The organism is Salinicola sp. MIT1003 (genome assembly GCF_001858555.1).
Lineage (GTDB): Bacteria > Pseudomonadota > Gammaproteobacteria > Pseudomonadales > Halomonadaceae > Salinicola > Salinicola salarius.
The window spans coordinates 82,280-108,190 of record NZ_MCAP01000003.1 but is presented as its reverse complement, the minus strand read 5'-3'; the positions used below and the strand labels follow the sequence as shown (position 1 = coordinate 108,190).

The following is a 25,911-nucleotide window of genomic DNA, read 5'->3' as shown; positions in this document are numbered from 1 at the left end:
ACGGTCGTGTCGCTCAGTGTCGAGCGGCTGAAAAGGTGTGACGCAGGGTTTCCGGTGCGATGCCGCGCTGCGCCGGCTTGTTCGAGGGTCGGGGTTGGGCCAGCAGTTCGGCGGCGACGCTGATCGCGATCTCCCGGGGGCGCTTGGTCACGGTCGCGCCCAGGCCGATCGGACAGCGAACCCGAGCCAGCGCGGCGTCGTCGAATCCGGCGGCGGTGAGCCGCGAGCGGAAGCTGGCCCATTTGCTCTTCGAGCCGATCATGCCGATGGATTTCAACGCCTCGCGACCCGGGTTTTCAGGCGATAGCAACGCCGCGATCAGGTCGCGGTCCTGTGCGTGGTCGTGGGTCATTATCAGCACGTTACTGGTGGGTGGAATGGCCGCGATGGCCCGTGCCACGCCTTCGGCATCTGGTGATAGCCGAATGGGTCGCACTCGGGCGGGATAGCCTTCGTGGCCGTTCTCATGCTCGCTCTGGTGCGGAAAGGCCTCGGCCCGGCTGTCGTACCAGTCTATGCGCCAGGGCAACGGCGCGAGCAGTTCCACCAGCGCCTGGCCGACATGCCCCGCGCCGAACAGCGTCAGGTGGCTTTCGGCGCCGGCGAAGACTTCGATCAGCACATGCACGAACCCGCCGCAGCACTGTCCGGAGCGCCCGCCCAGCGGGAACGCTTCCAGATAGGTGCCGGACGAGACGGGTGTCGTTGCCAGATGCTGGCGGGCGATCTCGATCACCTGCTGTTCGAGGTGGCCGCCGCCCAGGGTGTCGATCACGTCCGTCGGCGTGACGACCAGCTTGGCGCCGGGCTCACGCGGGGTCGAACCGGCGGCGCCGACCACGCTGGCCAGCGCATGGGGCGTTCCGCTCTCCTGCAGCCGATGCAGCGCGGCGTGCCAGCTTTCGTGCCGATCCTGGGCTTCGAGAGAGCTGCCTCGGGTTTCGAGATAGCCGCCAGCGCTCATCGCGACGCTCCGGCGTTCGGATTCTCGGCTCGCAGTGCTTCGGCTCGTATTGCCTCGGCCGTCATCAGTACGCGTTCCGGCGTGGCGGGGGTGTCCAGCGGCGGGCTGACACGATAGTCGGCAAGGCTCGACAGGGCGTCGCGCAGTGCCGACCACACTGAAATACCGAGCATGAACGGCGGCTCGCCCACGGCCTTGGAGCGATAGAGGCTGGCCTGGGAATTGGGATGGCCTTCGAGCAGTTCGACATTGAAGACTGGCGGCAGGTCACCGAAGGTCGGGATCTTGTAGGTCGCGGGGCCGTCGGTGAGCAGGCGGCCCGCGTCGTTCCACTTCAGCTCCTCGCTGGTCAGCCAGCCCATGCCCTGGATGAAACCGCCCTCGACCTGGCCCAGGTCGATCGCCGGGTTGAGCGAGTCGCCAACGTCGTGAAGGATATCGACGCGCTCGACGCGGTACTCGCCGCTCAGCGTGTCGACGCGGACTTCGCTGACCGAGGCGCCGTAGGCGAAGTAGTAGAACGGCCGGCCCTGCCCGCTATCGCGATCGTAATGAATCAGCGGGGTGGAATAGAAACCGGTCGCCGACAGCGAGATGCGGCCGAGATAGGCGGCCTGGATCAGTTCCCCCCACGATACCGCGGGCGTCACCGCGCCGATGTCGGAGACGAGTTGCCCATTCTCGAGACGCAACCCTTCGCGATCCAATCGGTAGTGCTCGGCGGCGAAGTCGAGCAGGCGCTGGCGGATCTGCGTGGCGGCATCGCGTGCGGCCATGCCGTTCAGATCCGCGCCGCTGGAGGCTGCCGTCGGCGAGGTGTTAGGCACCTTGTCGGTGCGCGTGGCGCTGATGCGCACCGATTCGAAGTCGATGCCGAGTTCCCGGGCGACGACCTGGCACACCTTGGTATGCAGCCCCTGGCCCATCTCGGTGCCACCGTGATTGATCATCACGCTGCCGTCGGTATAGACGTGGAGCAGGGCGCCGGCCTGGTTGAGATGCTTGGCGGTGAACGAGATGCCGAACTTGACCGGCGTCAGCGCCAGCCCGCGCTTGATCACGGCGCTATGGCGGTTGAAGGCACGAATCTCCTCCCGCCGCTGCCAGTAGTCGCTGCTGCGTTCCAGCCGCTCGATGATCTCCACCATCAGCGGATGCTGGTCGACGTGCTGGCCGTAGTGGGTGGTGTCGCGACCGCTGCGATAGAGGTTGCGCTTGCGCACGGTCAACGGATCTTCGCCGATGTGGCGGGCGATATCGTCCATCGCCCGCTCGACGATCATCATGCCCTGGGGGCCGCCGAAGCCGCGAAACGCGGTATTCGATGCCGTATGGGTGCGGGCGCGATGGCCGGTCACCCGCGCGGCGCCCAGCGAGTAGGCGTTGTCGGCATGGAACATGGCGCGATCGACCACCGCTTCGGAGAGATCCGGCGAATGGCCGCAGTCGCCGATCAGGGTCATCTCGCCGCCGATGATCACGCCGTCGTCGTCGAAACCCAGCCGATAGCGGTTGTGGAACGGGTGACGCTTGCCGGTGGCACGGGTGTCGTCGGCACGCGGCAGGCGCAGGCGGATCGACCGGCCGGTGCGGCGTGCCAGCAGCGCCGCCATGCAGGCCCACGGCGCGGCCTGGGTTTCCTTGCCGCCGAAACCGCCGCCCATGCGCCGGTTTTCCACCGTCACCGCATGGAAGGGAATGTCGAGCACCTCGGCGACCAGCTTCTGGGTCTCGCTGGGATGCTGGTTGGATGTGTAGACGGTGACGCCTTCGTCTTCGCCGGGCACGACCAGACAGGCCTGGCCTTCGAGGTAGAAATGCTCCTGGCCGCCGATGAACTGCTCCGCCTCGAGCACGTGGGGTGCGCGCTCCAGCGCCTGCTGCCAGTCGCCGCTCATCTGCACGTGCGTCGGGCGCACGAACTCGCCGGCATCGGCGGCGGCAACCGGATCGAATCGGGGCGGCAGCGGCTCGATCTCCACGACCGCGGCCTTCACGGCGCGGCGTGCCTCGAGATAGCTGGTGGCGGCAACGGCGAACAGCGGCTGGCCGACGTAGCTCACTTCCTCGTCGGCGAACATCGGATCGCCAGGGAAGACCGGGCCGATATCGCGATGCCCCGGGATGTGCTGCGCGGTGATGACGTCGATGACGCCGGGCATTGCCCGCACCGCGCCGAGATCGAGTCGCGTCACCCGACCGTGGGCCACGTCGCTGAGGCCCACCATGGCGTGCAGTGTGCCATGCGGCGCCGGCAGATCGTCGATGTAGCGGGCGCGTCCGGTAACGTGCTTGATGCCGCTTTCATGGGCCTGGGCGTGGTTGACATCACGTCGCTTCGGGCGCGGTGCGACGGTGTCGCGCGCCACCGGCTCGTCGCCTTCGAGGCGGCCGATCGCTTCGTCGGCGCCGGTCGATTCGGATTCGATCCGAGGCGCCAGCGAGGGTTCGGTCATGGGCGCTTGCTGCGGCTGGTCCGCACCGGCCGTGGCGGTTTCGGCGGTGGCTTGTGAATCCGTGGCACGCGAGGCATCGAAGACCCGTTTAGTGAGCGTACGCATCGAGAGCGACCTCCTGCGTGGGCGTGGTCGAATCGGTATTGGCCAGCGTCAGCCGCCAGCGTTCCAGCAGATTGGCGGCGGCGGTCAGGCGATAGTCGCAGGAGCCACGGGCGTCGCTCATGGGAGTAAGCGACTCGCGCAGTGCCTGCCTGGCGGCATCGAAGGTCTCTGCGTCGGGCTTTTTGCCTTCCAGTGCGGCCTCGATGGCAGTCACTCGCAGCGGTATCGCTGCCATGCCGCCGTAGGCGACACGCACGTCGGCCAGCACGCCGTCTTTCAGTCGCCAGCGGAACGCCCCCAGCAGCGTCGAGATATCGTCTTCACGCCGCTTGGAAAGCTTCCAGACGCGTTGCTCGAGATCGGCTTGCGGCTTGGGGAGATAGATGGCCGCGACGCATTCGCCCGGTTCGAGTGCGGTCTGCTTGTAATCCAGGAAGAACGATGCGAGCGGCAATTCGCGCACGCCCTCGGGGCCGGCCAGCCGCAGCGTGGCATCCAGCGTCAGCAGCACGGGCGGGGTATCGCCGATGGGCGAGGCGTTGGCGATGTTGCCGCCCACGGTGCCTCGGTTACGGATCTGGGCCGAGCCCAGCCGGGTCAGCAGATGCGCGAACGCCGGATAGTGTTCAGCCAGCAGCGGCTCCCACTCCCGGTAAGTGACCGCCGCGCCGATCCACCAGCCGTCGGCGGTTTCCTCGATCTGGCGCAGTTCCTTGACCTGGCGCAGATCGATCAGCGTCTCGAAATGCTCGAGCCGCTGGGTGACCTCGAGCCAGAGATCGGTGGCGCCAGCCACCAGCCGGGCGTCGGGGTGACGCTGCATCGTGTCTATCAGGTCGGCCAGCGTTGACGGAGTGAGATAGCGCGCCTGGCTCTTGCTGTTCTGATTCTTGCTGCCCGCTAACGGCGCCAGATGGCGGATCTCGCGTTCGAGCTCGGGATCGTCGGCCCAGGGCGGGCGAGTGTCGGGGCGCTCGCCCATGCTCAGGGCGGCGTCTCGAATGGGCCGGTAACCGGTGCAGCGGCACAGGTTGCCGCCCAGGGCCGCTTCCAGGCGATGGTCGTCCAGCGGCTTCCGTGGCGCCGGTGTGGCGCGCTGCTGTTCGTGCAGCGCGAACAGCGACATGACGATGCCGGGGGTACAGAATCCGCACTGGCTGCCGTGGCAGGCGACCATCGAGGCTTGCGACGGGTGCAGCGCGTCACCGCGAGCGAGACCTTCGACGGTGATCAGGTGCGTGCCCTGAAGCTGATGCGCAGGCGTTATGCAGGCGTTGACGGTGCGGTAAACGAGCGGCTGCCGGTCATCTTCCGGAGAGGCAATGGCGACGGTGCAGGCGCCGCAGTCGCCGGAAGCGCAACCTTCCTTGGTGCCGCAGTGCGAAACCGGTCCGCGCAGCAGTTCAAGCACGCTCGTGTCGGGCGCGGCGGCCACGCGTTGGCGTTGGCCGTTGAGAAAGAATTCGATCATCGGAAGTCTGCCGTTGTCATTGTACGGGTCGCCATTCGACGCCGGGACGAAGACCGGCGACCTTGCAGGGAAATCCTGACCGATCGGTCAGCTTTTGTCAGCCTCTTTGATTCTGCCGCTCTTGGCAAGCTCTCTTTTCGCGACCTGGCGCGGCGCCGTCGGCAGACAATCGTCTGGATTCAGCATAGCATCGGCGTCGGTTATCTTGTGGCGAGGAAATGACTAGGCGACCGCGGGTCTCCGTTCAAGCGTTTTATGGTCATTTCCAATGAACGACGAATAACGCAGCAACGCGGTTCACGCTGAAACGTCAACGGATCCTAAGGAGCCCAGGTGGGCAATCACAATCTTCCCGAAGCCACGGTTCGGGAGCGCAACGAACAGCGCATTTTCGATGCGGCGGAGAGTGTATTCGCCCGGCATGGCTACCGTGGTGCGAGCATTCAGGCGATTGCGTCGGCGGCCGGACTTCCGAAGTCGAACGTTCTGTATTACGTCGGCAGCAAGCGGCGGCTCTACATTACGCTGCTGGAGCGCACGATGTGGCGCTGGAACGAGATGCTGAGCGATGTCAGCGCCGGCGATGATCCGGCGGAGGTGCTGGAGGCTTTCATTCGCAGCAAGATGCGCCTGAGCCAGACCCACCCGCAGAGCTCGCGACTGTTCGCCAGCGAGATACTTCAAGGGGCGCCGTTTCTGAAGGAATCGCTCTTCGGCGACATGCGGGAATGGGTGGAATCCCGCACCCAGGTTTTCCGCGAGTGGGCGGAGCAGGGATTGATGGATCCGGTGGACCCGGTGTGGCTGATTTTCCTGATCTGGTCGGCGACGCAGCACTACGCCGACTTCGAAACGCAGATCGTCGGCATCACTCAACGCGAAGCGCTCGACGCCGAAGATTTTCGGTCGGCCAGTGACTTCCTGTGTCAGGTCATCTTGAAAGGCTGCGGCGTCCGCCGGCGTGATGCGTCGATGCGTGATCGGTGCGGGAATCAGGAGGAGCGGGAAAGCAAGAGAGAGCCAGAGCGAAGCCGATGAAAGCGAAACAGGTGAAAAGCAAGGGGAATGGGTAGATCACCGTTCGATCCGAAATCGGAAGCGAGTCCATTCGCGCTCAACTTCCTGTCGAGTCTCAACCTTGAGGGCCGGCAACGTCCTGTTGCACTGCGGTCGATCCCTGGATGCTGTCCCTAGTCGCATTCCGTGCGAACTCGGATCATCCCTGAAGGTGCGTCCTTGCTGCAGCGGCATCCTGCCATCCGCAGTTTATACGAGGTTCGATCCATAAAGCGAATAGGAAATTTGAAGAAAAACATTAGTTACAAAGAAATACGTTCAATTTCCGATTTCCTGAGCAGTCTTTTTCGAGCTTTCTACAAGCCCTTGTTTCCAGACTAAAATCGCGAATCGAACGCGACGCTCCGAATGAGTGCGATGACGGTCTTTCCTGCTTCCAGTTGCATTTCGTCACAAGCCTGGCGGGTGAGCCGGGCGCGTAGCCGCTGCCGGCCCACACGCAGCCGCACTTCGCTGGCACTCGGTGCCTGGGGCGATGGCTCGATCGCCTCGATCACGGCACTGAGACCGTTGCGATAACTCGTCCCCTCGGGCATGGCATGGGCAAGTGCCACGTCGCGCACGCCGACGCGCAGGCGTATCGGCGTGCCGGGCGGCTGTTCGATAGCGGGAATGCGCAGCGTCTGGCCATCGTCGAGGGCGACCCGCGTCAGCGAATAGTGCCTGTCATGGTCGACCACTTGGGCGCTGAGGCGTGTGGCGGCGTCGAAGCCGCCCAGCCGGTCGGTCAGGTCCAGCCGCATCATCAGCTCGTCCAGCTGACCATGGGCCGTCAGGCGCCCCCGTTCGATGAGCGCGAGGTGATCGGCTATCGCCGAAATCTCGGCGGTGTCGTGACTGACGTAGACCACCGGAATGTCGATTTCCCGGGTCAGGCGGACGAGATAGCGCAACAGCTCCTGCTTGCGCTCGCCATCCAGCCCAGTCAATGGCTCGTCCATCAATAGCAGGCGAGGCTGGGTCAATAGCGCTCTGCCGATAGCGACGCGCCGCGCCTCGCCGCCGGAAAGCGTGCCCGGCAGGCGTTCCAGAAGATGCTCGATGCCCAGTAACGACACCAGGTCATCGAACCGCGGGCGAGCGCTCGGCGGCATGCCGTAGGTGAGATTGCCGCGAACCCGATAGTGCGGAAATAGCCGCGCCTCCTGAAACACCACGCCCAGTTGACGCTTGTGGATCGGCACGTGAATGCGGCTCGCGATGTCTGTCAGGGTGCGCTCGCCGAGCCGGACGTGACCGGCATCGGGGCGGTCGAGACCGGCAATCAGCCTCAGCAGGCTGGTCTTGCCGCTGCCCGACTGGCCGAACAGGGCCGTCACGCCGCTGGCAGGCACCGAAAGCGAGATATCGAGGTTGAAGTCGCCCAGGCGCTTCTGTACGTGGCACTCCAGGGCATTGGCGTCGCTCATCGGTCGCGCTCCTTTAGACGCTGCCTGGCACGGCGGGCCAACCATTCCGATGCGATCAGCGAGAGCATGGCGATCACGATCGACAGCACGCAGAGTCTGGCGGCGGCGGCTTCCTTGCCCGGCGTCTGGATCAGCGTATAGAGCGCCAACGGCAGGGTGCGGGTTTCGCCGGGGATGTTCGAGGCAAAGGTGATGGTGGCACCGAATTCCGAGAGCGCGCGGGCGAACGCCAGTACCGTGCCGGTCAGCAACCCCGGTATTGCCAGCGGCAGCGTGATCGTGAACAGCACCCGCCATCGATTGGCGCCCAGCGTGCCCGCGGCGGCTTCCAGCTTGGGATCGACGGCCTCGAGCGAGAGCCTGACGGCGCGAACCAGCAGCGGAAACGCCATTACGCCACCGGCGACGGCGGCGCCTTGCCAGGTGAAGGGGAGCGAGAAGCCGAATCCCTGATACAGCCACCGGCCCAGCCAGCCGTTGCGACCCAGCGATAGCAGCAGCAGATAGCCTACCACCACCGGCGGCAGAACCAGCGGCAGATGCAGCAGGCCGTCGAGCAGCGCCTTGCCGCGAAACTCGTGACGCGCCAGCAGCCAGGCGACGGCGATGCCGGGGACCAGGATCCAGCCGACAGCGCTGCCGGCGATCTTCAGGCTGAGCACGATCGCCTGCCATTCGGCGTCGGAGAGCGCCATCGCCTCAACTAGCATCCAGGCCTCGGGTCTCAGTTGGCGTCAACGGGCGTAAAGCCATAGCGGGAGAAGATCGCCAGCGCGTCGTCGCCGGCCAGCCATTGACGGAACGCGTCGGTCGCATCGCTCGGTGCCGGATTCACCACGGCGAGCGGATAGGTGATGGGGTCGTGACTGTCGTCAGGGAAGATGCCGATTTCCCTGACCCGGTCGCTCGCTTTGGCATCGGTTTCGTAGACGATCCCGAGCGGCGCTTCGTCGCGTTCGACCAGCGCCATCGCAGCGCGCACGTTGTCGCCGTTGGCCAGTCGCGGTTCGAGGGCGTTCCATTCACCGATCGACTGCAGTGCCTGTTTGGCATAGATGCCGGCCGGTACGTGGCTGGTTTCGCCCACTGAAAGCCGCTCGCCATCGCCGAGGCGTGAGGCGATGGTGATCTCACCGCCCGGCGTGAAATCCGCGATGTCGCTGGCGGCGGGGGCGATCAGCACCAGCCGGTTGCGCAGCAGATCCACGCGTTCGCCGACCGGCACGTTCTGCTTCTCGAGCCAGTCCATCCACTGTTCGTTGGCGGAGACGTAGATATCGGCGGGCGCGCCATTGGCAATCTGGCGCGCGAGCGTCGAAGACGAGGCGTAGATCGGGACGATGTCGACGTCATGATCGGATTCGTAGGATCGAATCGCCTCGTCCATGGCATCGGTCATCGACGCGGCGGCGTAGACCTGAACCTGCTCGTCGGCGGCATGAGCGGCAAGCGGCATGGAGAGAGCCAGCGCCAGAAAGCAGAAGGACGTTTTGCGTACCGATGAAGTCACGATTTTCTCGCTCACGTTTTTTCGCTATGTATGAATGGAAATAACGGGAAATCACTATAGCTTTCGATGCCGCGACGGTCGAGGGAAAATCGGGCAGCGCGGCGCTCAATCGGGTGCAGGGTCCGAATCCGGCCTCGAATCGGCGAGCGGGGGCGACTCGGCCTGGCGACGGGTAGAGAGGCTGTCCAGCAGGGCTCGGCCGCTGGCATGTTCTGTCAGGTCCGCGGTCAGCTGGCGGTAATGCCGAATAATGTCTCGGCCCAGGTCGGTCAGCGTGGCGCCACCGCGCTGGGTGCCGCCGGTGGCGGTATGGACCACCGGCGCCGCCAGATGGCGGTTCATGGTATCGAGCAGTTGCCAGGCCTTCTTGTAGCTCAGGCGCATCTCGCGGCACGCCGCCGCGATCGAGCCGTGTCGCTCGATCGCTTCCAGCAGGTCGATCTTGCCGGGGCCGATCACGATCTCCTTGTCGGCGACCAGGCGAATCTGAAGGCGTGGCGTGGGGTGGTGCGTACGGGTCATGGCGATATACCTGGCATGCGAAGCGGCCTTTCTGGTGTGGGATGGAGGGTTGTAGCACAGGATAGCCACGCTCTCAGCCATCGTGATCCCATCCGGCCCGTCAGGTCGACGTCACGACCGTGGCGGGGCGCGCGAACCGCCAGCGTAGCCAGTCGATCACGACGAACACGGCAAGGCTGGCACCCATGACCGGCAGCGCGTACCCCAGCGCGATGGCGATAACGGCAACCGTCAGCTTCGCTCGCGTGCCGAGGCCACGGTAGATCGCCGTGAAAGCTTGCGGCGCGTTGGTGCTCGTGGAGGCGGCGCCGGCAAGAGACGGGCGGCGTCGCCACCACATCAGGTAGCCCCAGCACACCAATGTCGCGAGGCCCGTGGCGAAGGCGACCAGGACCAGCTGGTTGGGCAGCCCGAACAGTATGCCCATGTGCAGATCGATGCCCCAGCGGGTCAGCTTGGCGGCGAGCGGAAAGGTGGCGAAATCGGCCCGATTGGTGACGGCAAACGTTTGCGGATCGAGCGCCACCTGATCGACCTGGGTCGGCCATTCCCTGGCCACTTCACGAATGGCCCAGGCCTGATGCGGTGACGGCGGGGGCACGATTTCGACGCTGTCGGCGTCGATGCCGGCGGCTCTTGCCGCGCTCAAGGCGTGATCGAAGTCGCCAGGCGACAGCGGCGAGGGCTGCGCCATGTTCATCCCGGCATGTTCGGCAGCCGCATGATGCGCTGCATGCGGATCTGCGCCCCGCTTCGAGTCGGAATGCGAGGCTGCAAGCTCGGTGGAGACAGCGGGTGTCCCCCAGCCCCAGGCATGACGCAGCTGAGCGATGTTGCCGCCGGCCCACTGCGACCAGGTCAGCCCCGTCGCCGAGAAGAACAGCAGGCCGATCAGCGCCACGATGCCCAGCGTGGCATGACGTCGGCGCAACCGTGGCCGGCCTGCTGCCGTGATTCGGCGCTGGCGCCACCACAGGAAGGCGCCGCTGAGTGCGGCGATCCATAACCAGGAGGCCGCCAGTTCACTGTAGTGTCGGCCGATATTCCCCAGCAGCAGGCTTCGGTGGAACTGATCGATGGCGGTGCGTAGCGGTAGTATGCCGCTGGTCCCGTAGACCGGCATGTCGCCGCGAATCTCCAGCGTGACCGGGTCGACGAACAGCGCCCGGTGTTCGGAGGGGCCGAATGCTTCGCCATCGAACATCACTCGAGTGGTCGTTCCCGGCGCTGGCGCAGGGCGAACGGCGGCGGGTGAGGCAGCGATGCCAGCAATATGCTGGGCGGCTTCGATCTGGTGTGACAACGATTGGGATTCGCCGCGACTCTGCGTGGTCAGGGCGTCGTGATAGAGCCAGTTTTCGAGCTGCGGCGTCAGCGCATAGGCAATGCCGGAAAGCGCGGCGACGAGCAGGAAGGGGCCGACGAACAGGCCGACGTAAAAATGAAGGCGAGTGGTCAATGCAATCCACGAGGGAGGCTGGCGGCGGCCGGTCGCCGACGAGACGGTATCCATGGATGAACTCCGAACCTGAATGATTTTCAGCCTGAGCCCCGGCCGAAGGCCAGGAGCACGTACGACGCCGGCAATGCAGCCCGGGAGGCGGCATTCGCGGCGACAGGAGACGGAAAGGACTTCAGGCGCGGGGCGGCGCGCGGGAGGCGTAGCGGGGATAGGCCGCTGTGGTGAAGGGCAAGACCACGACGGTGGGCGGATGGAAGGTCGCTGGCGGTGGCGCCGACGGCGGCAGCACTTGCGGGAGCTCGAGCCCCGGCGCGTGCAGGAAGAGTTCGCAGTAGCCACACGCGGCCATGTCGAAATGGTGGAGAATATGGACCTCATCCACCGCCTGTGGCTGGCCGTGGGCGTGAGGTTCGGCGTCGCCATGACGGGGCATTTCCGCCATGGTGCCGACCGGCATTTCCATCAGCCGCTGCATCTGGCTGATCAGCGGCCCCGTGAACGCCAGCAGCATGGCGAACAGCGCGAGCGCGGTCAGCGGGCGATACCAGCGGTGCCAGAAAGATGTCATATCCGTTCCAGGACGACGTCGTCAGGCCGCGACTCTACCCGTTGAGGGTTTGGCCGCCAATTGTCGCTGGCGGGGTGTGTGATTATGTCGCACCGAGGGTGAGCTGCTCCGGCTGCTGGTCTTCGCCGATGAGGGCCCGCTCGTGCTGCAGAAGCCAGCGCTTGCGATCGAGCCCGCCAGCATAGCCGGTCAGCTTGCCGTTGGCGCCGATGACACGATGGCAGGGCACGACAAGACATAGCGGGTTGCGCCCGTTCGCCGCGCCGACGGCCCTTACTGCGCGTGGCGCGCCGATGGCGACGGCGATTTCCCGATAGCTGCACGTCTGGCCGTAGGGAACGCTCTGCAGGGCTTGCCACACGCTCAGCTGGAAATCGGTACCGCGTGGTGCCAGAGGCAGGTCGAACGTCGTCAGCTCGCCCAGGAAATAACGCTCCAGCTGGCTGGCGCAGCGCGCCGTGAGGGCATTGCCGCGCTCGACCACGTTCGGGCTGCTCGAAAAGGCGAGCCAGGTGAGGCCGTGATCGGTCGCCCGTATCTCGATGGGGCCGAGCGGAATTGACTCGGGCGGTCGATAGATCTGGACGTAGTCGTCGTGACGCAGCGGCAGGCGCGAATCACTCAATGGCGAAAAGGTGTTCATATCACTCGATTCCACAGTTGTAGCGTGAGATAGCTGCGCCAGGGCGAGGCGGCGGCGAGATCCAGCGGTGTCGTCAGGGCCGCGAGCGCACGGCGCACGCCGACATCGCCATCCAGCCAGATATCCGGGTTCCCGTTGCCGCGAAAGTCGGCGATGTTGGCCGTCCAGGGGCCGATTCCCTTGAGCGAGCGCCACTGCTGGGGATCGTCGTCGATCTCGCTGCCGGCGTAGGCGACAGCCAGACGACGAACGGTGTCCCGGCGGCTGCCGGGGAGCTTCAGAAAACCCAGCTCGCTGGCGGCGATGGCTTCGGCGGTGGGGAAACGACGGCGGCCCTCCTCATCGCTTTCACCGAGCCGGTCGACGAGCTGCTGGATCAACCGGTTGGCGGCGGCCATCGACACCTGCTGGCCGAGTACCGCGCGGATACCTGCCTCGAAGACATCCCATGATCCTGGCAAGCGCAATCCTTCTGCCAGTGGAAGCGCTGGAACGGATTGGCGCAGATGGGCCTCGATGGTCTGCGTGTCGGCGTCCAGATCCAGCATTCTCCGAATCCGACGAACGATCGCATGGAGATCGTCCAGTTCGCTCAACACCAGGGTGACGTCGAACTGATGCCGCCTGGCGTCGTGGCGGGCTTCGAAGTGTCCCGTCGTCGTGCCGTGGCGGATCGTGCGGCCCAGCGTGTGTTCGCCTACCCATTCGAGACCCTCGATGGCATGCAGCGCATGGAAATGGCGTAGCCGTTCCCACTGGTAGGGCGGGCGGTAGGCCAGTTTGAGCGTCAAGGCGGCGCTTTTTCGGCTTCGGCGGCGGCGGATCTCGGTAGGCGTCAGCGCCATCTGGCGTTTGAAGGCGTCGTTGAAGCGGCGCAGGCTCGAAAATCCACTGGCATGGGCGACCTCGACCACCGGCAGCGTGGTTTCGTGAAGCAGCTTCTTGGCGAACAGGCACTGGCGGTAGAGCGCGTAGGCCTTGGGGGATACGCCGAAGCGGCGCTGGAACAGCTGGCGCAGGTAGCGCTCGCCGATGCCCAGTCTCTCGCAAAGCCGTGCGACGTTGCCGCCCTGGAGGGCGCCGCTGTCGATCAACTGGATCGCTCGGGTCAGCGTGGTTCGGGAACCCATCCAGGCGGGCGAATCCGGCGCGCTGTCCGGCCGGCAGCGCAGGCAGGGGCGAAAGCCGGCGTTGGCGGCGGCGACCGCCGACTCGAAGTAGCGCACGTGCCGTTCCTGCGGGAGCGTCGCCGGGCAGACGGGGCGACAGAAGATGCCGGTGGTGCTGACGGCGATGAAGAAGCGGCCGTCGAAACGGGCATCGCGCGCCAGTCGCGCACTCCGGCATTGCTGAGGGTCGAGCATGGCATGCGTCCTGGTCGTCGTCGCGAGCTCATTCGTCTTCTCGAGCCCATTCGTCTTGGGCTCATTCGTATCGGGCTCATTCGTATCGGGCTTATTATAGTGCGCGGCCATGGGGCGACTGGCCGGATCCGGCACTGAATGCCCGTGCCGAACATAGCGGCGAACGCCGGTGCGAAGATCGGCCACTGGGCGGTGCTTCAATAGGGCGGTGCATCAATAGGGTGGCGCATCAATAGGGCGGTGCATCAGCGAAAGGTGAAGATTACCGTCAGGATACTCCCTCCCGCGAGGCGAATTTCGCTAAGCTGTCGGCTCGTGCAGGATCGCATTTCATGGATAGTGAGGAGGCTTGATGAAATCCGTATCGGTCGGCGGGCTGGCAGTCGCCAACGACGCGCCCTTTACCCTGTTTGGTGGCGTCAACGTGCTGGAGGATCTGGACAGTACACTCGCGGCGTGCGAGGCCTATGTCGAGGTGACGCAGAAGCTCGGCATTCCCTTCGTGTTCAAGGCTTCCTTCGACAAGGCCAATCGCTCGTCGATCCACTCCTTCCGGGGCGTCGGGCTCGACGAGGGGTTGAAGATCTTCGAGGCGGTCAAGCACAAGTTCGGCGTGCCGGTCATCACCGATGTGCACGAGGTCGACCAGGCGCAAGCCGTGGCCGAAGTGGCGGATGTGATCCAGTTGCCGGCGTTCCTGGCCCGTCAGACCGATCTGGTCGTCGCCATGGCGAAGACAGGCAAGCCGATCAACGTCAAGAAGCCGCAGTTCCTGAGCCCGGGCCAGGTCAAGAATATCGTCGACAAGTGTGCCGAAGCGGGTAACGAGCAGGTCATCCTGTGCGAGCGCGGCAGTTGCTTCGGCTATGACAATCTCGTCGTCGACATGCTGGGCTTCCGTGAAATGATGGACGTCAGCGGCAATGCGCCGGTGATTTTCGACGTCACGCACAGTCTGCAACGCCGTGATCCGACCAGTGAAGCCTCCGGCGGTCGGCGCCGCCAGGTCCTGGAGCTGGCGCGCTCCGGAATGGCAGTCGGTCTGGCCGGACTCTTTCTCGAAGCGCATCCCGATCCCGACAATGCCCGCTGCGATGGCCCCAGTGCGCTGCCGCTGGACAAGCTCGAACCCTTCCTGGCCCAGATCAAGGCGGTCGACGATCTGGTCAAGAGCCTGCCCCGGCTCGAGATCGACTGATGGCATCTCGGGATCGAATGATGGCGCGTCCGGATCGTCGTGCCCAGATCGAGCTGGTGCTGTTCGATGTCGATGGCGTGCTGACCGATGGCACGCTGCTGATCGGCCCGGAAGGAGAAGCGCTGAAGCCGTTCAACGTGCGTGACGGCGTCGCGGTTGGTCTGTTGCGCCAGCACGGGATCAAAAGCGGCGTGCTCTCGGCCAAATCGAGCCAGCCCTTGATCACGCGAGCCACACAGCTCGGCATGGACGTGATCAAGATCGGCTTCAGCCACAAGCTCGAGGCCATTCGCCAGATTGCCGAGGAGGAGGGGATCGCCGCGGATCGCATCGCTTTCGTGGGAGACGACATCATCGATATTCCGGTGATGCGGGACGTCGCCACGGCCTACGCGCCGGCCGATGCGCACCCTCTGGTCATCGAGGCGGCCGATCATGTGATGAAGGCGAACGGCGGGCGTGGTGTCGCGCGTGAAATTGCCGAAGACCTGCTCTCGGCACGTGGTCTCGATCTGCACCAGATGTACGCCCACCTGCTGGGAGACGATGACGCGCTGCGCCGCATGGTTCAGTAGGCATGTCGGCTCGATGGGCCGGTCACCGCTCGCTTCGGGGCGGTGGCCGGCAATGTCACAGCCCGAAGAGTTGCACGATGGGAGGCAGCACGAATGCCGTGACCAGCCCCGAAAGCCCCATCGCCAGCCCGGAAAAGGCGCCGGCCACTGCGCCGACGGAGGCGAAGCAGTAGGCGGTGCCGAAACCGTGGGCCGCCAATCCCATCGAGTATCCCTGAATGGTCGGATCGGTGACCCGGGTCAACCGGAATATCCAGGGGCCGACGATGCAGCCCACGACGCCGGTCAACAGCACCAGACCCGCGGTCAGCGAAGGGATGCCGCCCAGCTTTTCGGCGATGCCCATGGCGATGGGCGAGGTCACCGATTTCGGTGCCAGCGAAAGCACCGTCTCGGTGTCGGCGCCCAGGATCATGGCGATGCCGACGGCGGAAACGACCGCGGTGGCGATACCGGCCATTGTGCCAATGGCGATGGGCCACAACATGCGGCGCACGCGCTCGCGGTGGTCGTAGAGCGGAATGGCCAGCGCGACCGTGGCTGGCCCCAGCAGAAAGTGCAGGAACTGGGCGCCGGCGAAATAGGTGGGATAGTCCGTGTCGGTCACCAGCAAAAAGCCGATCAGCAGCGCAATGGCGACGATGACGGGATGAAGAAGTGGCGTTCCGCCCGCCCAGCGGTTGATTCTGGTGGCGGCGATGAAGGCCAGCAAGGTCGCCAGCAGATGCAGAAGCGGGCTGGCGGAAAGGTAGACCCATGCCTGCTCGAGACCGAGGCCGTTCATGCGTCGTGCTCCCTGGGAGGTGTTCTTTTTCGGGCGAGGCGCTGCAATGTCTGGCTGGTCACCAGAATCGTTACCGACGTCGATACGACCAGCGTGATGATCAAGACCCAGATTTCTCGACTGATCAGGCCGAAATGCTGGATGAGCCCTACGCCGGCGGGTACGAACAGCAGCGTCAGGTATTTGAGCAGGCCTTCGCCCATGGTCCGTAGGCTTCCCGGCACACTGCCTCGGATCATCAAGCCGATCAGCAGAATCAGCATGCCCAGGACCGGCCCGGGAACGGGAAGGGTGAAAGCGCGGCTGATGACTTCTCCCAGAAACTGACAGCCGAGCAGAATGCTCATTCCGATAATCAATGACATCTCGTCACCTTAGACTTTGGTCTAGATTTCGAGGCATTGTACCACCAGCAGGAGACGAGACTTGCCATGCCGATGCCGAGCGGATCCAGACGGCATGTATGCGCATAAAAAAATGGCCATCGGACAAAATCCGATGGCCATTCTCATGTTTGGTCGGAGCGACAGGATTCGAACCTGCGACCTCTGCAACCCCATTGCAGCGCGCTACCAAGCTGCGCCACGCTCCGGTTTCTGCCGGCCTGTCCGTGACAGTCCCTGCGAAACGCTGCGTATACTACCTTGCAGTTCGATAAATGAAAAGCGCTTCTTAAGGCTTTTTTTTCAATCGCTTGCGAAAGCCTACCGATACTGCTGCCGAGCGGAACCCCAGGCCGTCATCGAAGCGCGCTGGCGTCAGAGTGTGGTCCCGACGCCAGCGGGGCTGTCGATCCGACTGGGCTGTTATAGCCACAGCAGCTTGATCAATCCAAGGCAGATCAGCGTGACCAGGATCGTGCCGGTGAGGTTGAGGAAGAAGCCGGCGCGAATCATCGACTGGATATTCATGTGGCCCGTCGCGAAGACGATGGCGTTGGGCGGCGTGGCCACCGGCATCATGAAGGCGCAGCTGGCGGCAATCGCGGCCGGCACGGTAATCAGTAACGGGTCGACGCCGAGTGACATGGCCAGTGCACCGAGTAGCGGCAGGAATGCTGCTGCGGTCGCTGTGTTCGAGGTCAGTTCGGTGAGGAAGATGATGACCAGGACGATGGCGCCGATCAGCAGGATGAGCGGCAACGTGCCGAAGACATTGAGCTGATTGGCGATCCAGTCCGCCAGGCCGGAGCCGCTGATGGTGCTGGCCAGGGCCAGGCCGCCGCCGAACAGTAGCAGAATGCCCCAAGGCAGGTCTTTGGCATCTTCCCACAGCAGCAGTGGACGATACCGCTCGTTGCCGCTGGGAATCAGAAAGAGCACGACACCCGCGAGCAGCGCGACCGAGGTGTCGGACAGCCATTCGATTCCCCAGTCGTTCAGGAGAGGCCGCGTTACCCAGGCCAGGGCGGCGAGCAGGAAGACGATCCCGACTCGTGCTTCCGCCGGGCTCAGCTTGCCAAGCTTGGCAAGCTCGTCGCCGATGACGTTGCCGCTACCATCGTCGAGCCGGAGCTTGAAGCCGCCGCGAGTCAGCCACCACCAGGCCACGGCCATCATCGCAATGCTCACCGGCAGGCCGACGACCATCCACTGCGCAAAGCCCAGTTCGATATTCTGCTCGCTGGAGAGATAGCCCGCGAGAATGGCATTGGGAGGGGTGCCGATGAGCGTGGCGATGCCGCCGATACTGGCCGAGTAGGCGATGGCCAGCAGCAGTGCGGTGGCATAGCGCTTTACCTCGCCGGAGTCGGCGTTGGCAAAGAGGGAAACCACCGACATGCCGATGGGCAGCATCATGATGGCAGTGGCGGTGTTGGAGACCCACATGCTGATGAAGCCGGTTGCCAGCATGAAGCCGGCGATCTGTTGCTTGGGTTTCTGGCCGACGACGTTCAGAATGCGCAGCGCAATTCGACGATGCAGATTCCAGCGTTGCATGGCGATGCCCAGTAAAAAGCCGCCCAGGAACAGGAAGATCGTCGGGTTGGCATAACTGGCGGCGGTGCCCTTGAGGTCGGCAATGCCGAGGGCGGGTGCCAACGGGATGGGGAGTAGCGAGGTGGCCGGGATCGGAATGGCCTCGGTGGCCCACCAGGTCGCCAGCAGCAGGGCGAGCCCGACGCAGTGCCAGGCAGCGGGTTCCATACCGGCGGGTGCTGGCATGACTTGCGTCACGATGACCCAGATGGGGCCGAGAATGAGGCCGATTCGGGCGGCTATCGAGGGTGCGCTTGGCGCTTGATCTGCGGTGTCCGTCACGTGACGTCCTTTTTCGAGAGGCTTGAACCTTTTCTATTCTACTTAAGACGTAGAGCGTCCTGAGAGAACCGCGAATTAGCCTTTGGTCTAATATGGGGCCATGGGCGGGATACTTGCCCTCTGATCGCGCTCGTGCGCGACGGCTTGTTTATCGAACTCGCCATTGAATTTTCCAGTAAAGAGCAGGTCCATGACGACATCTCTGCATTCCCTCATCGCGCCTCTCGTGGCGCTGTCCCGTAAAGCCGGTGAAGCGATCGAGGCGATCGGGCGAGACGCCTTCGATACTCAGCGCAAGGCGGATGACAGCCCGGTAACGGCTGCCGACCTGGCGGCTCATCAGGTGATCGTGCGGGAGTTGCCATCGATCGGTTGTCGCGATTGGCCGATTCTGTCCGAGGAGTCGGCCTCGATTCCCTGGTCGGAGCGCCGGAACTGGTCCACTTACTGGCTGGTCGATCCGCTGGACGGCACCAAAGAATTCATTCGCGGTTCGGATCAGTACACCGTCAACATTGCCTTGGTCGATCAGAACCGGCCTGTGCTTGGCGTCGTCGAGAAACCCCGCACTGGCGAGGTCTGGATCGGTGAGCCGACTCGGGGAGCCTGGTATCAGGCTGATTTCGATGAGCCCTGGCAAGCCTTGCAGGTGCGCGATTCCCTGCCGTTGCGTCTGGTGGTCAGCCGTTTTCATCGCGGCGCGAGCACCCGCCGCCTGATCGAGTCGCTGCCCGATGTCGAAGTCGAGGAGTTGGGGAGTTCGCTCAAGTGTTGTCGTGTGGCCGAAGGGCTTGCGGATCTCTATCCCCGGTTCGGCCCTACCAGCGAGTGGGATACCGCCGCGGCTCAAGCCGTCGTTGAAGGGGCCGGCGGTCATCTCGTGGACTGCGAAGCCTGGAAACCGCTGCGTTACAACACTCAGGACAGCTTGCTGAACCCGGCCTTCGTGGCATGCGCGTCCCTGGACGGAGCCTGGCGACCTTTCTGGGCACGCTGAGTCAACGCCAGTCCGGGATCGAGAAAGTAGGTGTGTCCTGTGGATGCTGTTACCCTGCGGGTCGCGCCGAAATGGCAACAGCTCCTAGCAATCCATATATCACCAGAAGGCGGCTTCTCTTTCATGTCGTTGTCTCTTGCGGCGGGGCTTTCCGCCCTCGCCATCCTGATCATTGTCTCTCTCGCTGCTTATGCCTGGCGTCTGTGGCGCGAGGTCGAGCGGCGAAAAGCGTTTCGGGCTGCCGAAATCGCCCGCGCCAATCAAAACTGTATCGATAGCTTGAGTGCTCTATCGCAGGCCATGGTCGAGCGCCAGGTGGACATGGTAGAGGGGGCGTTACGCTGCAAGGTGCTGCTCGATATCATCGATAATCGACTGGTGGAGCGTGATGCGTGGCGGGTGCTCGGCGAGGTGCAGTCCGAGGCGGAATCCCTGCACACGCACCAGGCGCGTCGCGAGCTGTCACCGCGAGAACGCCATCGTGAGGATCTTGTTCGTGAGGAGATCGCTCAGCGACACGACGGCAGGCTCCATCTCGCAGCGATCGAAATCCAGGCCTTTTGTCAGGATTGGACGCAAACCATCAGCGACAGCTCAAGAAAATAAGCATCCTTTCGTTGTAGAGAAGGAGGAAGGCGAGAGGTGACGTATCATTCGCCGAGCGGTGGAAAGGGCCGAGCCTGTCTTGCTAAAGGATAGGGTCAGAAACATGAAGTTTTTGCCAATCCCCTTTGCCAATCTGGGAAATGGTGCTAAAACAGAACAGTGTTTCCCGACACGGGTTTGCATCTCGGGCTGGAATCGATAATGCTGTTATGGAGCTGCAAAGAAAAGGGACAATGGGAACCATTGACCACTGCTCAAGTCGACGCGCATGGCGGTCGCCGAGAGATTTCTTTGTCGTTGGGGAAGGAACATCTTTCTCTTGACGAATTCGGCTTCTATACTCGAAGCCGCTGGGTAACGCCCGTTACGACTAGCGCTGTGTTAAGAAGGAGTCTTACATGAAAAAATCAACGACTGGCTTGCTACTGGGTTCTGCTCTGGTAGTCGGTCTTTCTGGCTGTGCCAGTTCCGGTATGGAATCCACTGGCAGCTCGTCCGATCAGGCTTGGTATCAATCTCCGTTCGTCTGCGGCATTGCCGGCGGTCTGATCGGTGGTGGTGTTGGTTACGCTACTAGCGGCGATTCCGATGAAGATACTGGTGCCGCGGTTGGTGGTGTTGCTGGCGCGACTGCCGGCGCGCTGCTGTGTGCCGACTACTCTTCGGACGTCATGGACAGCGATGGCGACGGCGTGCCCGACGATCGTGACCAGTGCCCGAACACGCCGGCTGGCGTAGCGGTTGATGCCGTTGGCTGCCCGCTCGACACCGACGGTGACGGTGTGCCGGACTACATGGACCAGTGCCCGGGAACGCCGGCCGGTGTTGAAGTCAACGCCCAGGGCTGCCCGCTGGATTCCGATGGTGACGGCGTGCCGGACTACCAGGACCAGTGCCCGGATACCCCGGCTGGTGCCGAAGTCAACTCCTTGGGCTGCGTGGAAGATCTCGTCCTGCGTGACGTCAACTTCGAGTTTGACTCCGCTCAGCTGACGGCCAACGCTGAAGCCATCCTGGATGGCGTGTCCGAGAAGCTGATGACCAACGACCAGCTGCGCATCCGTCTTGAAGGCCACACCGACTCCGTCGGTCCTGCTGCCTACAACAAGGAGCTGTCCCAGCGTCGCGCCGATTCCGTGAAATCCTACCTGGTCAACAAGGGTTTCTCCGCGGATAACATCACTACTATCGGTTATGGTGAAGAGCAGCCGGTTGCCAGCAACGACACCGCTGAAGGCCGTGCTCAGAACCGTCGCGTCGAACTGGGTGAGTGGGAATAAGCTTTATCCCGACACACTGTTCACGTGATCATGAGGGCGCCTTCGGGCGCCCTCATTGTTTGTGGCCTTGGAACGTCTTTTAGACCTGCTTGCCATCGGCCACGAGTCGCTGCCTATGGATGGCAAAGTGCCTTTCTCGCTGCTAGTCTACTTCCCCCACGATCACCGATAGAGATCGTAAGGTCGTATCTCATGCGCATCCGCTGGCCTGCCCGTATGCAGACCTGCCGCGAAGGAGATGTTCCTGCCTATTAATCGAGTTCATGTGATCCTTGGTGTGGACCACCACTGAACGTAAGGATGTTTTCATGCCCATTGTGACGCTGCCTGATGGCAGTCAGAGAAGCTTTGAAGAGCCTATTACCGTCATGCAACTGGCCGAGTCCATCGGACCCGGGCTCGCCAAGGCGTGTGTTGCCGGCAAGATAGACGGCATTGAAGTCGACGCAGCCGACATCATCGATCATGACGCCGAAGTGGCTATCTTGACCGCCCGCGATGAGGAAGGGGTGGCCATCATTCGCCATTCCTGTGCTCATTTGCTGGGACACGCGATCAAGCAGTTGTACCCGAACGCCAAGATGGCGATCGGCCCGGTCATCGACGATGGCTTCTATTACGACGTCGACTTCGGAGAATCCATTTCTTCGGAAGATCTGGAAGCCATCGAAGCGCGAATGAAATCGTTGATCGACCAGGAGTACGACGTCGTTCGGGAGTACGTCGATCAGGCAAAGGCGCTCTCGACATTTGCGTCAAGGGAGGAGCCATACAAGCGGGAGATCGTCGAAGGTATTCCTGAAGGAGAGACGATTCGTCTCTACCATCACCAGGAATACATCGATATGTGCCGCGGGCCTCACGTACCCAATACACGGCACCTCAAGGCATTCAAGCTGACCAAGCTGGCTGGAGCCTACTGGCGTGGTGATGCGTCGAAGCCCATGTTGACGCGAATCTACGGCACGGCGTGGGCTGACAAGAAGTCCCTCAAGGCATATCTGCTGCGCCTCGAGGAAGCCGAGAAGCGTGATCACCGTAAACTGGCACGGCGATTCGACTTCTTCCACATGCAGGAAGAAGCGCCCGGCATGGTGTTCTGGCATCCCCGTGGCTGGACGCTATGGCAGATTGTCGAGCAGTACATGCGCGGCGTGTACAAGCGCAGCGGGTATCAGGAGATCAAGTGCCCGCAGATCATGGATGTGTCGCTCTGGAAAAAATCCGGGCACTGGGACAATTACGCGGAGAACATGTTCTTCACCGAGTCGGAAAAGCGTGAATATGCGCTAAAGCCGATGAATTGCCCGGGGCATGTCCAGGTCTTCAATTCCGGATTGCGCAGCTACCGCGAGCTACCGATTCGCTATGGGGAGTTCGGTGGCTGTCATCGCAACGAGCCTTCTGGCGCGCTACACGGTATCATGCGGGTCCGGGCATTCACGCAGGATGACGGTCATGTCTTCTGTACCGAAGGGCAGATAGAATCTGAAGTGACGGCGTTCCACCGTCAGGCGCTCCAGGTTTACGGTGATTTCGGTTTCGAGGACATCGCCGTGAAGATCGCGCTGCGGCCTGACAAGCGCCTCGGCAGCGATGAAACGTGGGATCGTGCCGAAGGGGCGCTGAGGGCTGCGTTGGGCAACTGCGATGTTCAGTGGCAGGAGCTGCCGGGCGAGGGGGCGTTCTACGGGCCCAAGATCGAGTATCACATGAAGGACTGCCTGGGCCGGGAGTGGCAGGTCGGTACCATGCAGGTCGATTTCATGATGCCCAGTCGTCTGGGGGCGCAGTACGTCGCCGAGGACGGATCCCGCCAGACGCCCGTGATGTTGCATCGGGCGATCGTGGGGTCGATGGAGCGTTTCATCGGCATCCTGATCGAACATTACGCCGGGGCCTTGCCTTTATGGCTCTCTCCGGTCCAAGCTGTAGTGCTCAATATCACGGATGCTCAGCGTGATTATGCCGAAAATCTCTCCAAAAGCTTGCGTGAAGCGGGTTTCCGGGTCGAGTCGGACTTGAGGAATGAGAAAATCGGCTTTAAAATTCGCGAGCATACGCTGCAGAAGATTCCTTATCTGCTGGTTGTCGGCGATAAGGAAGTCGAATCGGGTGCCGTTGCAGTGCGTACTCGATCCGGCGAGGATCTGGGTTCCCTGTCCGTCGATGATCTGAAAGGACATCTTCAACAGGCCGACCAACCGGGTCAGCACTGAGCAGCAACGTTAATCGCCAGATGGAGATCTAACGATCAAGCGTAATAATCAGCGCGGGCGCCCTCAGGAAAAGCGCGCGCCCATAAACGACCGTATTCGTGCAGACGAAGTTCGCCTTATCGATGCCGAGGGTGAACAGGTGGGAGTCGTTCCCATGCAGGAGGCGCTCGAACGCGCCGAGGAAGCCGGTATGGATCTCGTCCAGATTTCCAATGCCGATCCTATCGTCTGTAAAATCATGGACTACGGCAAGTTCCTCTTCGAGCAGAAAAAGCAGAAGTCTGCTCAGAAGAAGAAAACCAAACAGATCCAGGTCAAGGAAGTGAAATTCCGTCCTGGCACGGACGAGGGCGATTATCAGGTGAAGTTGAAAAACCTGATTCGTTTCCTCGAAGGTGGCGACAAGGGTAAGGTCACCCTGCGCTTCCGTGGTCGTGAAATGGCACACCAGGACATCGGTCGCCGACTGATGGAACGGATTGCCGCCGACCTGGAAGAGCTGGCTGCTGTCGAGTCCTTCCCCAAGATGGAAGGCCGTCAGATGATCATGATTCTTGCGCCCAAGAAGAAGTGATCCGCGGGCAAGTCGAACGGGAAACGACGAGCGTCATCGCTCGTCGTTTTCGGCCTCGGGTTTTCTAAAAAAGAGCGGAGTGGAGTTTTCCCATGCCGAAAATCAAGAGTAACAGCGGCGCTGCCAAGCGCTTCAAGAAGACTGGTAACGGCTTCAAGCACAAGCAGTCTTTTCGTAGTCACATCCTGACCAAAAAGTCTACCAAGCGTAAGCGTCAGTTGCGCGGGATGAAGCAGGTACACGCTGCCGACAAGCAGCTCGTTACCCGCATGCTGCCCAACCTGTAACACTTGGTCGTCAGTTTTTAACGTCAGGAGAGTACTATGTCTCGCGTCAAGCGTGGTGTCGTCGCACGTCGTCGTCACAAGAAGATCATGAAGCAGGCCAAGGGCTACTATGGTGCGCGTTCGCGCGTTTTCCGCGTAGCCAAGCAGGCCGTCATCAAAGCCGGTCAGTATGCCTATCGTGACCGTCGCCAGCGTAAGCGCCAGTTCCGCGCTCTGTGGATCACGCGTATCAACGCGGCAGCTCGTGTCAACGGCATGTCCTACAGCCGTTTCGTGGCAGGTCTGAAAAAGGCCGGTATCGAAATCGACCGTAAGGTGCTGGCTGATCTGGCCGTTCACGAGAAAGCGACGTTCGCGGCAATCGTCGAGAAAGCCAAAGCTGCATAACAGGTCATTTTGCCCTGCGAGGGCGATGAGTCATGTGACCTATCCAGGGGAAGAGCAGCTGCTCTTCCCCTGTTTTTTTATACTGCATCGCCGCGTCGTTCGTGACCGACGGCGCTGCGTAACGAACGATAAGCGGAGCTCGACGGATGGATCATCTTCCTGCCCTGGTCAACGAGGCGAAAGCGGCCATTGCCGCGGCCGAAGACGCCCAGGCTCTCGACCAGGTGCGTGTGCGTTTTCTGGGCAAGAAAGGCGAGATTACGGCGTTGCTCAAGGGGTTGGGGCAACTATCACCCGAAGAGCGACCGGCTGCCGGTGAACGCATCAACGAAGCCAAGCAGGCGTTGCAGCAGGAGCTCGAGCATCGCAAGCAGGTGATCGAACGGTCCGCCATGCAGGCTCGGCTCGAGGCGGAGCGCATCGACGTCACCCTGCCGGGACGGGGCGAAGCCAACGGTGGCCTGCACCCCGTGACCAAGACGCTGGAGCGTATCGAATCCCTGTTTCAACACATTGGCTTCGAGGTCGCCGTCGGTCCGGAAATCGAGGACGATTTTCATAATTTCGAAGCGCTGAACATTCCCGCTCATCATCCTGCGCGCGGCATGGCAGATACCTTCTATTTCGACGCCACTCGTCTGTTGCGGACGCATACCTCACCGGTACAGGTGCGTACCATGCAGTCGCAGGAGCCCCCCATTCGCATCGTCTGCCCGGGGCGGGTCTATCGCAGCGATTCCGATCTGACCCACACGCCGATGTTCCATCAGGTAGAGGGTCTGCTGGTCGACGAAGGCGTCAGTTTTGCCGACCTCAAAGGGACGATCGCCGACTTCTTGCAGGCGTTCTTCGAGCGAGACGATCTAGAGGTGCGCTTCCGGCCATCCTATTTTCCGTTCACCGAGCCCTCGGCCGAAGTCGATATTCAATGCGTGATGTGTCAGGGCGCTGGCTGTCGCGTCTGTTCGCACAGCGGATGGCTCGAGGTGATGGGGTGCGGGATGGTTCATCCGGCGGTGTTTCGTCATTCGGGCGTCGATGCCGAGCGTTATACCGGCTTTGCCTTCGGCATGGGAGCGGAGCGGCTGGCCATGCTGCGCTACGGGGTGAATGATTTGCGGCTGTTTTTCGACAACGATCTGCGTTTCCTGAGTCAGTTCAACTGAGTCCGTCGCCCAGTCAAGGAGTATCA

The 25,911-nt window shown here is 62.6% G+C and carries 25 protein-coding genes and 1 tRNA gene; 11 read left to right on the top strand and 15 right to left on the bottom strand.

Translation table 11 applies throughout. The annotated features are described in order from the left end of the window. Positions 1–13: 13 nt before the first annotated feature. The 3 genes from xdhC to xdhA form a co-directional block, all read right to left on the bottom strand. Complete coding sequence (xdhC, locus tag BC443_RS01705) at positions 14–964, bottom strand: xanthine dehydrogenase accessory protein XdhC (protein ID WP_071230104.1); 951 nt, start codon at positions 962–964, stop codon at positions 14–16. Next, a complete protein-coding gene (gene xdhB, locus BC443_RS01700; RefSeq protein WP_071230127.1) occupies positions 961–3,420 on the bottom strand; it encodes a xanthine dehydrogenase molybdopterin binding subunit in 2,460 nt (819 codons plus the stop codon). The genes xdhC and xdhB overlap by 4 nt, the downstream gene beginning before the upstream one ends. A gap of 88 nt (positions 3,421–3,508) precedes the next feature. Beyond that, positions 3,509–4,996: a xanthine dehydrogenase small subunit gene (xdhA, locus tag BC443_RS01695; protein ID WP_071230103.1), complete on the bottom strand. Its 1,488-nt coding sequence runs from the start codon at positions 4,994–4,996 to the stop codon at positions 3,509–3,511. Between the two features lie 333 nt (positions 4,997–5,329). Between xdhA and BC443_RS01690 the strand changes: the two genes are divergently transcribed. Then, complete coding sequence (locus tag BC443_RS01690) at positions 5,330–6,034, top strand: TetR family transcriptional regulator C-terminal domain-containing protein (protein WP_071230102.1); 705 nt, start codon at positions 5,330–5,332, stop codon at positions 6,032–6,034. Positions 6,035–6,390: 356 nt separating this feature from the next. On the opposite strand, the gene modC is transcribed toward BC443_RS01690, so the two are convergent. The 8 genes from modC to BC443_RS01650 all read right to left on the bottom strand — a co-directional run bounded on the left by modC (position 6,391) and on the right by BC443_RS01650 (position 13,551). Further along, positions 6,391–7,482, bottom strand: coding sequence for a molybdenum ABC transporter ATP-binding protein (gene modC / locus BC443_RS01685; protein WP_071230101.1), 1,092 nt, complete (start codon positions 7,480–7,482; stop codon positions 6,391–6,393). Then, a complete protein-coding gene (gene modB / locus BC443_RS01680; RefSeq protein ID WP_247643194.1) occupies positions 7,479–8,192 on the bottom strand; it encodes a molybdate ABC transporter permease subunit in 714 nt (237 codons plus the stop codon). Before modB ends, modC begins: the two co-directional genes overlap by 4 nt. Positions 8,193–8,206: 14 nt before the next feature. After that, positions 8,207–8,992, bottom strand: a complete 786-nt coding sequence (gene modA / locus BC443_RS01675; protein WP_247643193.1) for a molybdate ABC transporter substrate-binding protein — start codon at positions 8,990–8,992, stop codon at positions 8,207–8,209. Between the two features lie 105 nt (positions 8,993–9,097). Further along, positions 9,098–9,514 (bottom strand): LysR family transcriptional regulator, encoded by a 417-nt coding sequence (locus BC443_RS01670; protein WP_071230099.1) that lies wholly within the window; start codon positions 9,512–9,514, stop codon positions 9,098–9,100. A 100-nt stretch (positions 9,515–9,614) separates the two neighbouring features. Beyond that, positions 9,615–11,027 (bottom strand): PepSY-associated TM helix domain-containing protein, encoded by a 1,413-nt coding sequence (locus BC443_RS01665; protein ID WP_071230098.1) that lies wholly within the window; start codon positions 11,025–11,027, stop codon positions 9,615–9,617. Positions 11,028–11,148: 121 nt separating this feature from the next. Then, complete coding sequence (locus tag BC443_RS01660) at positions 11,149–11,544, bottom strand: DUF2946 domain-containing protein (protein ID WP_071230097.1); 396 nt, start codon at positions 11,542–11,544, stop codon at positions 11,149–11,151. 82 nt (positions 11,545–11,626) lie between these two features. Continuing rightward, positions 11,627–12,187, bottom strand: a complete 561-nt coding sequence (locus BC443_RS19180; RefSeq protein WP_083387151.1) for a methylated-DNA--[protein]-cysteine S-methyltransferase — start codon at positions 12,185–12,187, stop codon at positions 11,627–11,629. After that, the gene (locus BC443_RS01650) at positions 12,184–13,551 is read right to left on the bottom strand and encodes an AlkA N-terminal domain-containing protein (protein WP_071230124.1); all 1,368 of its coding nucleotides are present in this window, start codon (positions 13,549–13,551) and stop codon (positions 12,184–12,186) included. Before BC443_RS01650 ends, BC443_RS19180 begins: the two co-directional genes overlap by 4 nt. 352 nt (positions 13,552–13,903) lie before the next feature. Between BC443_RS01650 and kdsA the strand changes: the two genes are divergently transcribed. Both kdsA and BC443_RS01640 read left to right on the top strand, forming a co-directional pair. Then, positions 13,904–14,749: a 3-deoxy-8-phosphooctulonate synthase gene (gene kdsA, locus BC443_RS01645; RefSeq protein ID WP_071230096.1), complete on the top strand. Its 846-nt coding sequence runs from the start codon at positions 13,904–13,906 to the stop codon at positions 14,747–14,749. Beyond that, on the top strand, positions 14,749–15,324 hold the full coding sequence (locus BC443_RS01640; RefSeq protein WP_210766225.1) for an HAD hydrolase family protein: 576 nt from the start codon (positions 14,749–14,751) through the stop codon (positions 15,322–15,324). The genes kdsA and BC443_RS01640 overlap by 1 nt, the downstream gene beginning before the upstream one ends. 55 nt (positions 15,325–15,379) lie before the next feature. Here BC443_RS01640 and BC443_RS01635 read toward each other — a convergent pair whose 3' ends face one another. The 4 genes from BC443_RS01635 to BC443_RS01620 all read right to left on the bottom strand — a co-directional run bounded on the left by BC443_RS01635 (position 15,380) and on the right by BC443_RS01620 (position 18,369). Continuing rightward, positions 15,380–16,108, bottom strand: coding sequence for an LrgB family protein (locus BC443_RS01635; protein ID WP_071230095.1), 729 nt, complete (start codon positions 16,106–16,108; stop codon positions 15,380–15,382). Further along, on the bottom strand, positions 16,105–16,473 hold the full coding sequence (locus BC443_RS01630; protein ID WP_071230094.1) for a CidA/LrgA family protein: 369 nt from the start codon (positions 16,471–16,473) through the stop codon (positions 16,105–16,107). Before BC443_RS01630 ends, BC443_RS01635 begins: the two co-directional genes overlap by 4 nt. 150 nt (positions 16,474–16,623) lie before the next feature. After that, positions 16,624–16,700: transfer RNA gene (locus BC443_RS01625), tRNA-Pro, on the bottom strand. A gap of 214 nt (positions 16,701–16,914) precedes the next feature. After that, positions 16,915–18,369: a DASS family sodium-coupled anion symporter gene (locus tag BC443_RS01620; RefSeq protein WP_071230093.1), complete on the bottom strand. Its 1,455-nt coding sequence runs from the start codon at positions 18,367–18,369 to the stop codon at positions 16,915–16,917. Between the two features lie 190 nt (positions 18,370–18,559). Between BC443_RS01620 and cysQ the strand changes: the two genes are divergently transcribed. The 8 genes from cysQ to pheS all read left to right on the top strand — a co-directional run bounded on the left by cysQ (position 18,560) and on the right by pheS (position 25,885). Next, on the top strand, positions 18,560–19,366 hold the full coding sequence (cysQ, locus tag BC443_RS01615; protein WP_071230092.1) for a 3'(2'),5'-bisphosphate nucleotidase CysQ: 807 nt from the start codon (positions 18,560–18,562) through the stop codon (positions 19,364–19,366). A gap of 39 nt (positions 19,367–19,405) precedes the next feature. Further along, positions 19,406–19,972: a DUF2489 domain-containing protein gene (locus tag BC443_RS01610; protein WP_247643192.1), complete on the top strand. Its 567-nt coding sequence runs from the start codon at positions 19,406–19,408 to the stop codon at positions 19,970–19,972. A gap of 398 nt (positions 19,973–20,370) precedes the next feature. After that, positions 20,371–21,252: an OmpA family protein gene (locus BC443_RS01605; RefSeq protein WP_071230091.1), complete on the top strand. Its 882-nt coding sequence runs from the start codon at positions 20,371–20,373 to the stop codon at positions 21,250–21,252. A gap of 308 nt (positions 21,253–21,560) precedes the next feature. Beyond that, positions 21,561–23,471, top strand: coding sequence for a threonine--tRNA ligase (thrS, locus tag BC443_RS01600; protein WP_071230090.1), 1,911 nt, complete (start codon positions 21,561–21,563; stop codon positions 23,469–23,471). 34 nt (positions 23,472–23,505) lie between these two features. Continuing rightward, positions 23,506–24,045 carry a translation initiation factor IF-3 gene (gene infC / locus BC443_RS01595; RefSeq protein ID WP_083387150.1) on the top strand — a complete coding sequence of 180 codons (540 nt, stop codon included), beginning with the start codon at positions 23,506–23,508 and terminating at the stop codon, positions 24,043–24,045. Positions 24,046–24,137: 92 nt separating this feature from the next. Then, positions 24,138–24,332, top strand: a complete 195-nt coding sequence (gene rpmI, locus BC443_RS01590; protein ID WP_071230088.1) for a 50S ribosomal protein L35 — start codon at positions 24,138–24,140, stop codon at positions 24,330–24,332. A 36-nt stretch (positions 24,333–24,368) separates the two neighbouring features. Then, positions 24,369–24,719, top strand: coding sequence for a 50S ribosomal protein L20 (gene rplT, locus BC443_RS01585; RefSeq protein ID WP_071230087.1), 351 nt, complete (start codon positions 24,369–24,371; stop codon positions 24,717–24,719). 146 nt (positions 24,720–24,865) lie between these two features. Beyond that, entirely contained in the window at positions 24,866–25,885 is a 1,020-nt protein-coding gene (gene pheS / locus BC443_RS01580; RefSeq protein ID WP_071230086.1) for a phenylalanine--tRNA ligase subunit alpha, read from the top strand. Positions 25,886–25,911: the final 26 nt, after the last annotated feature.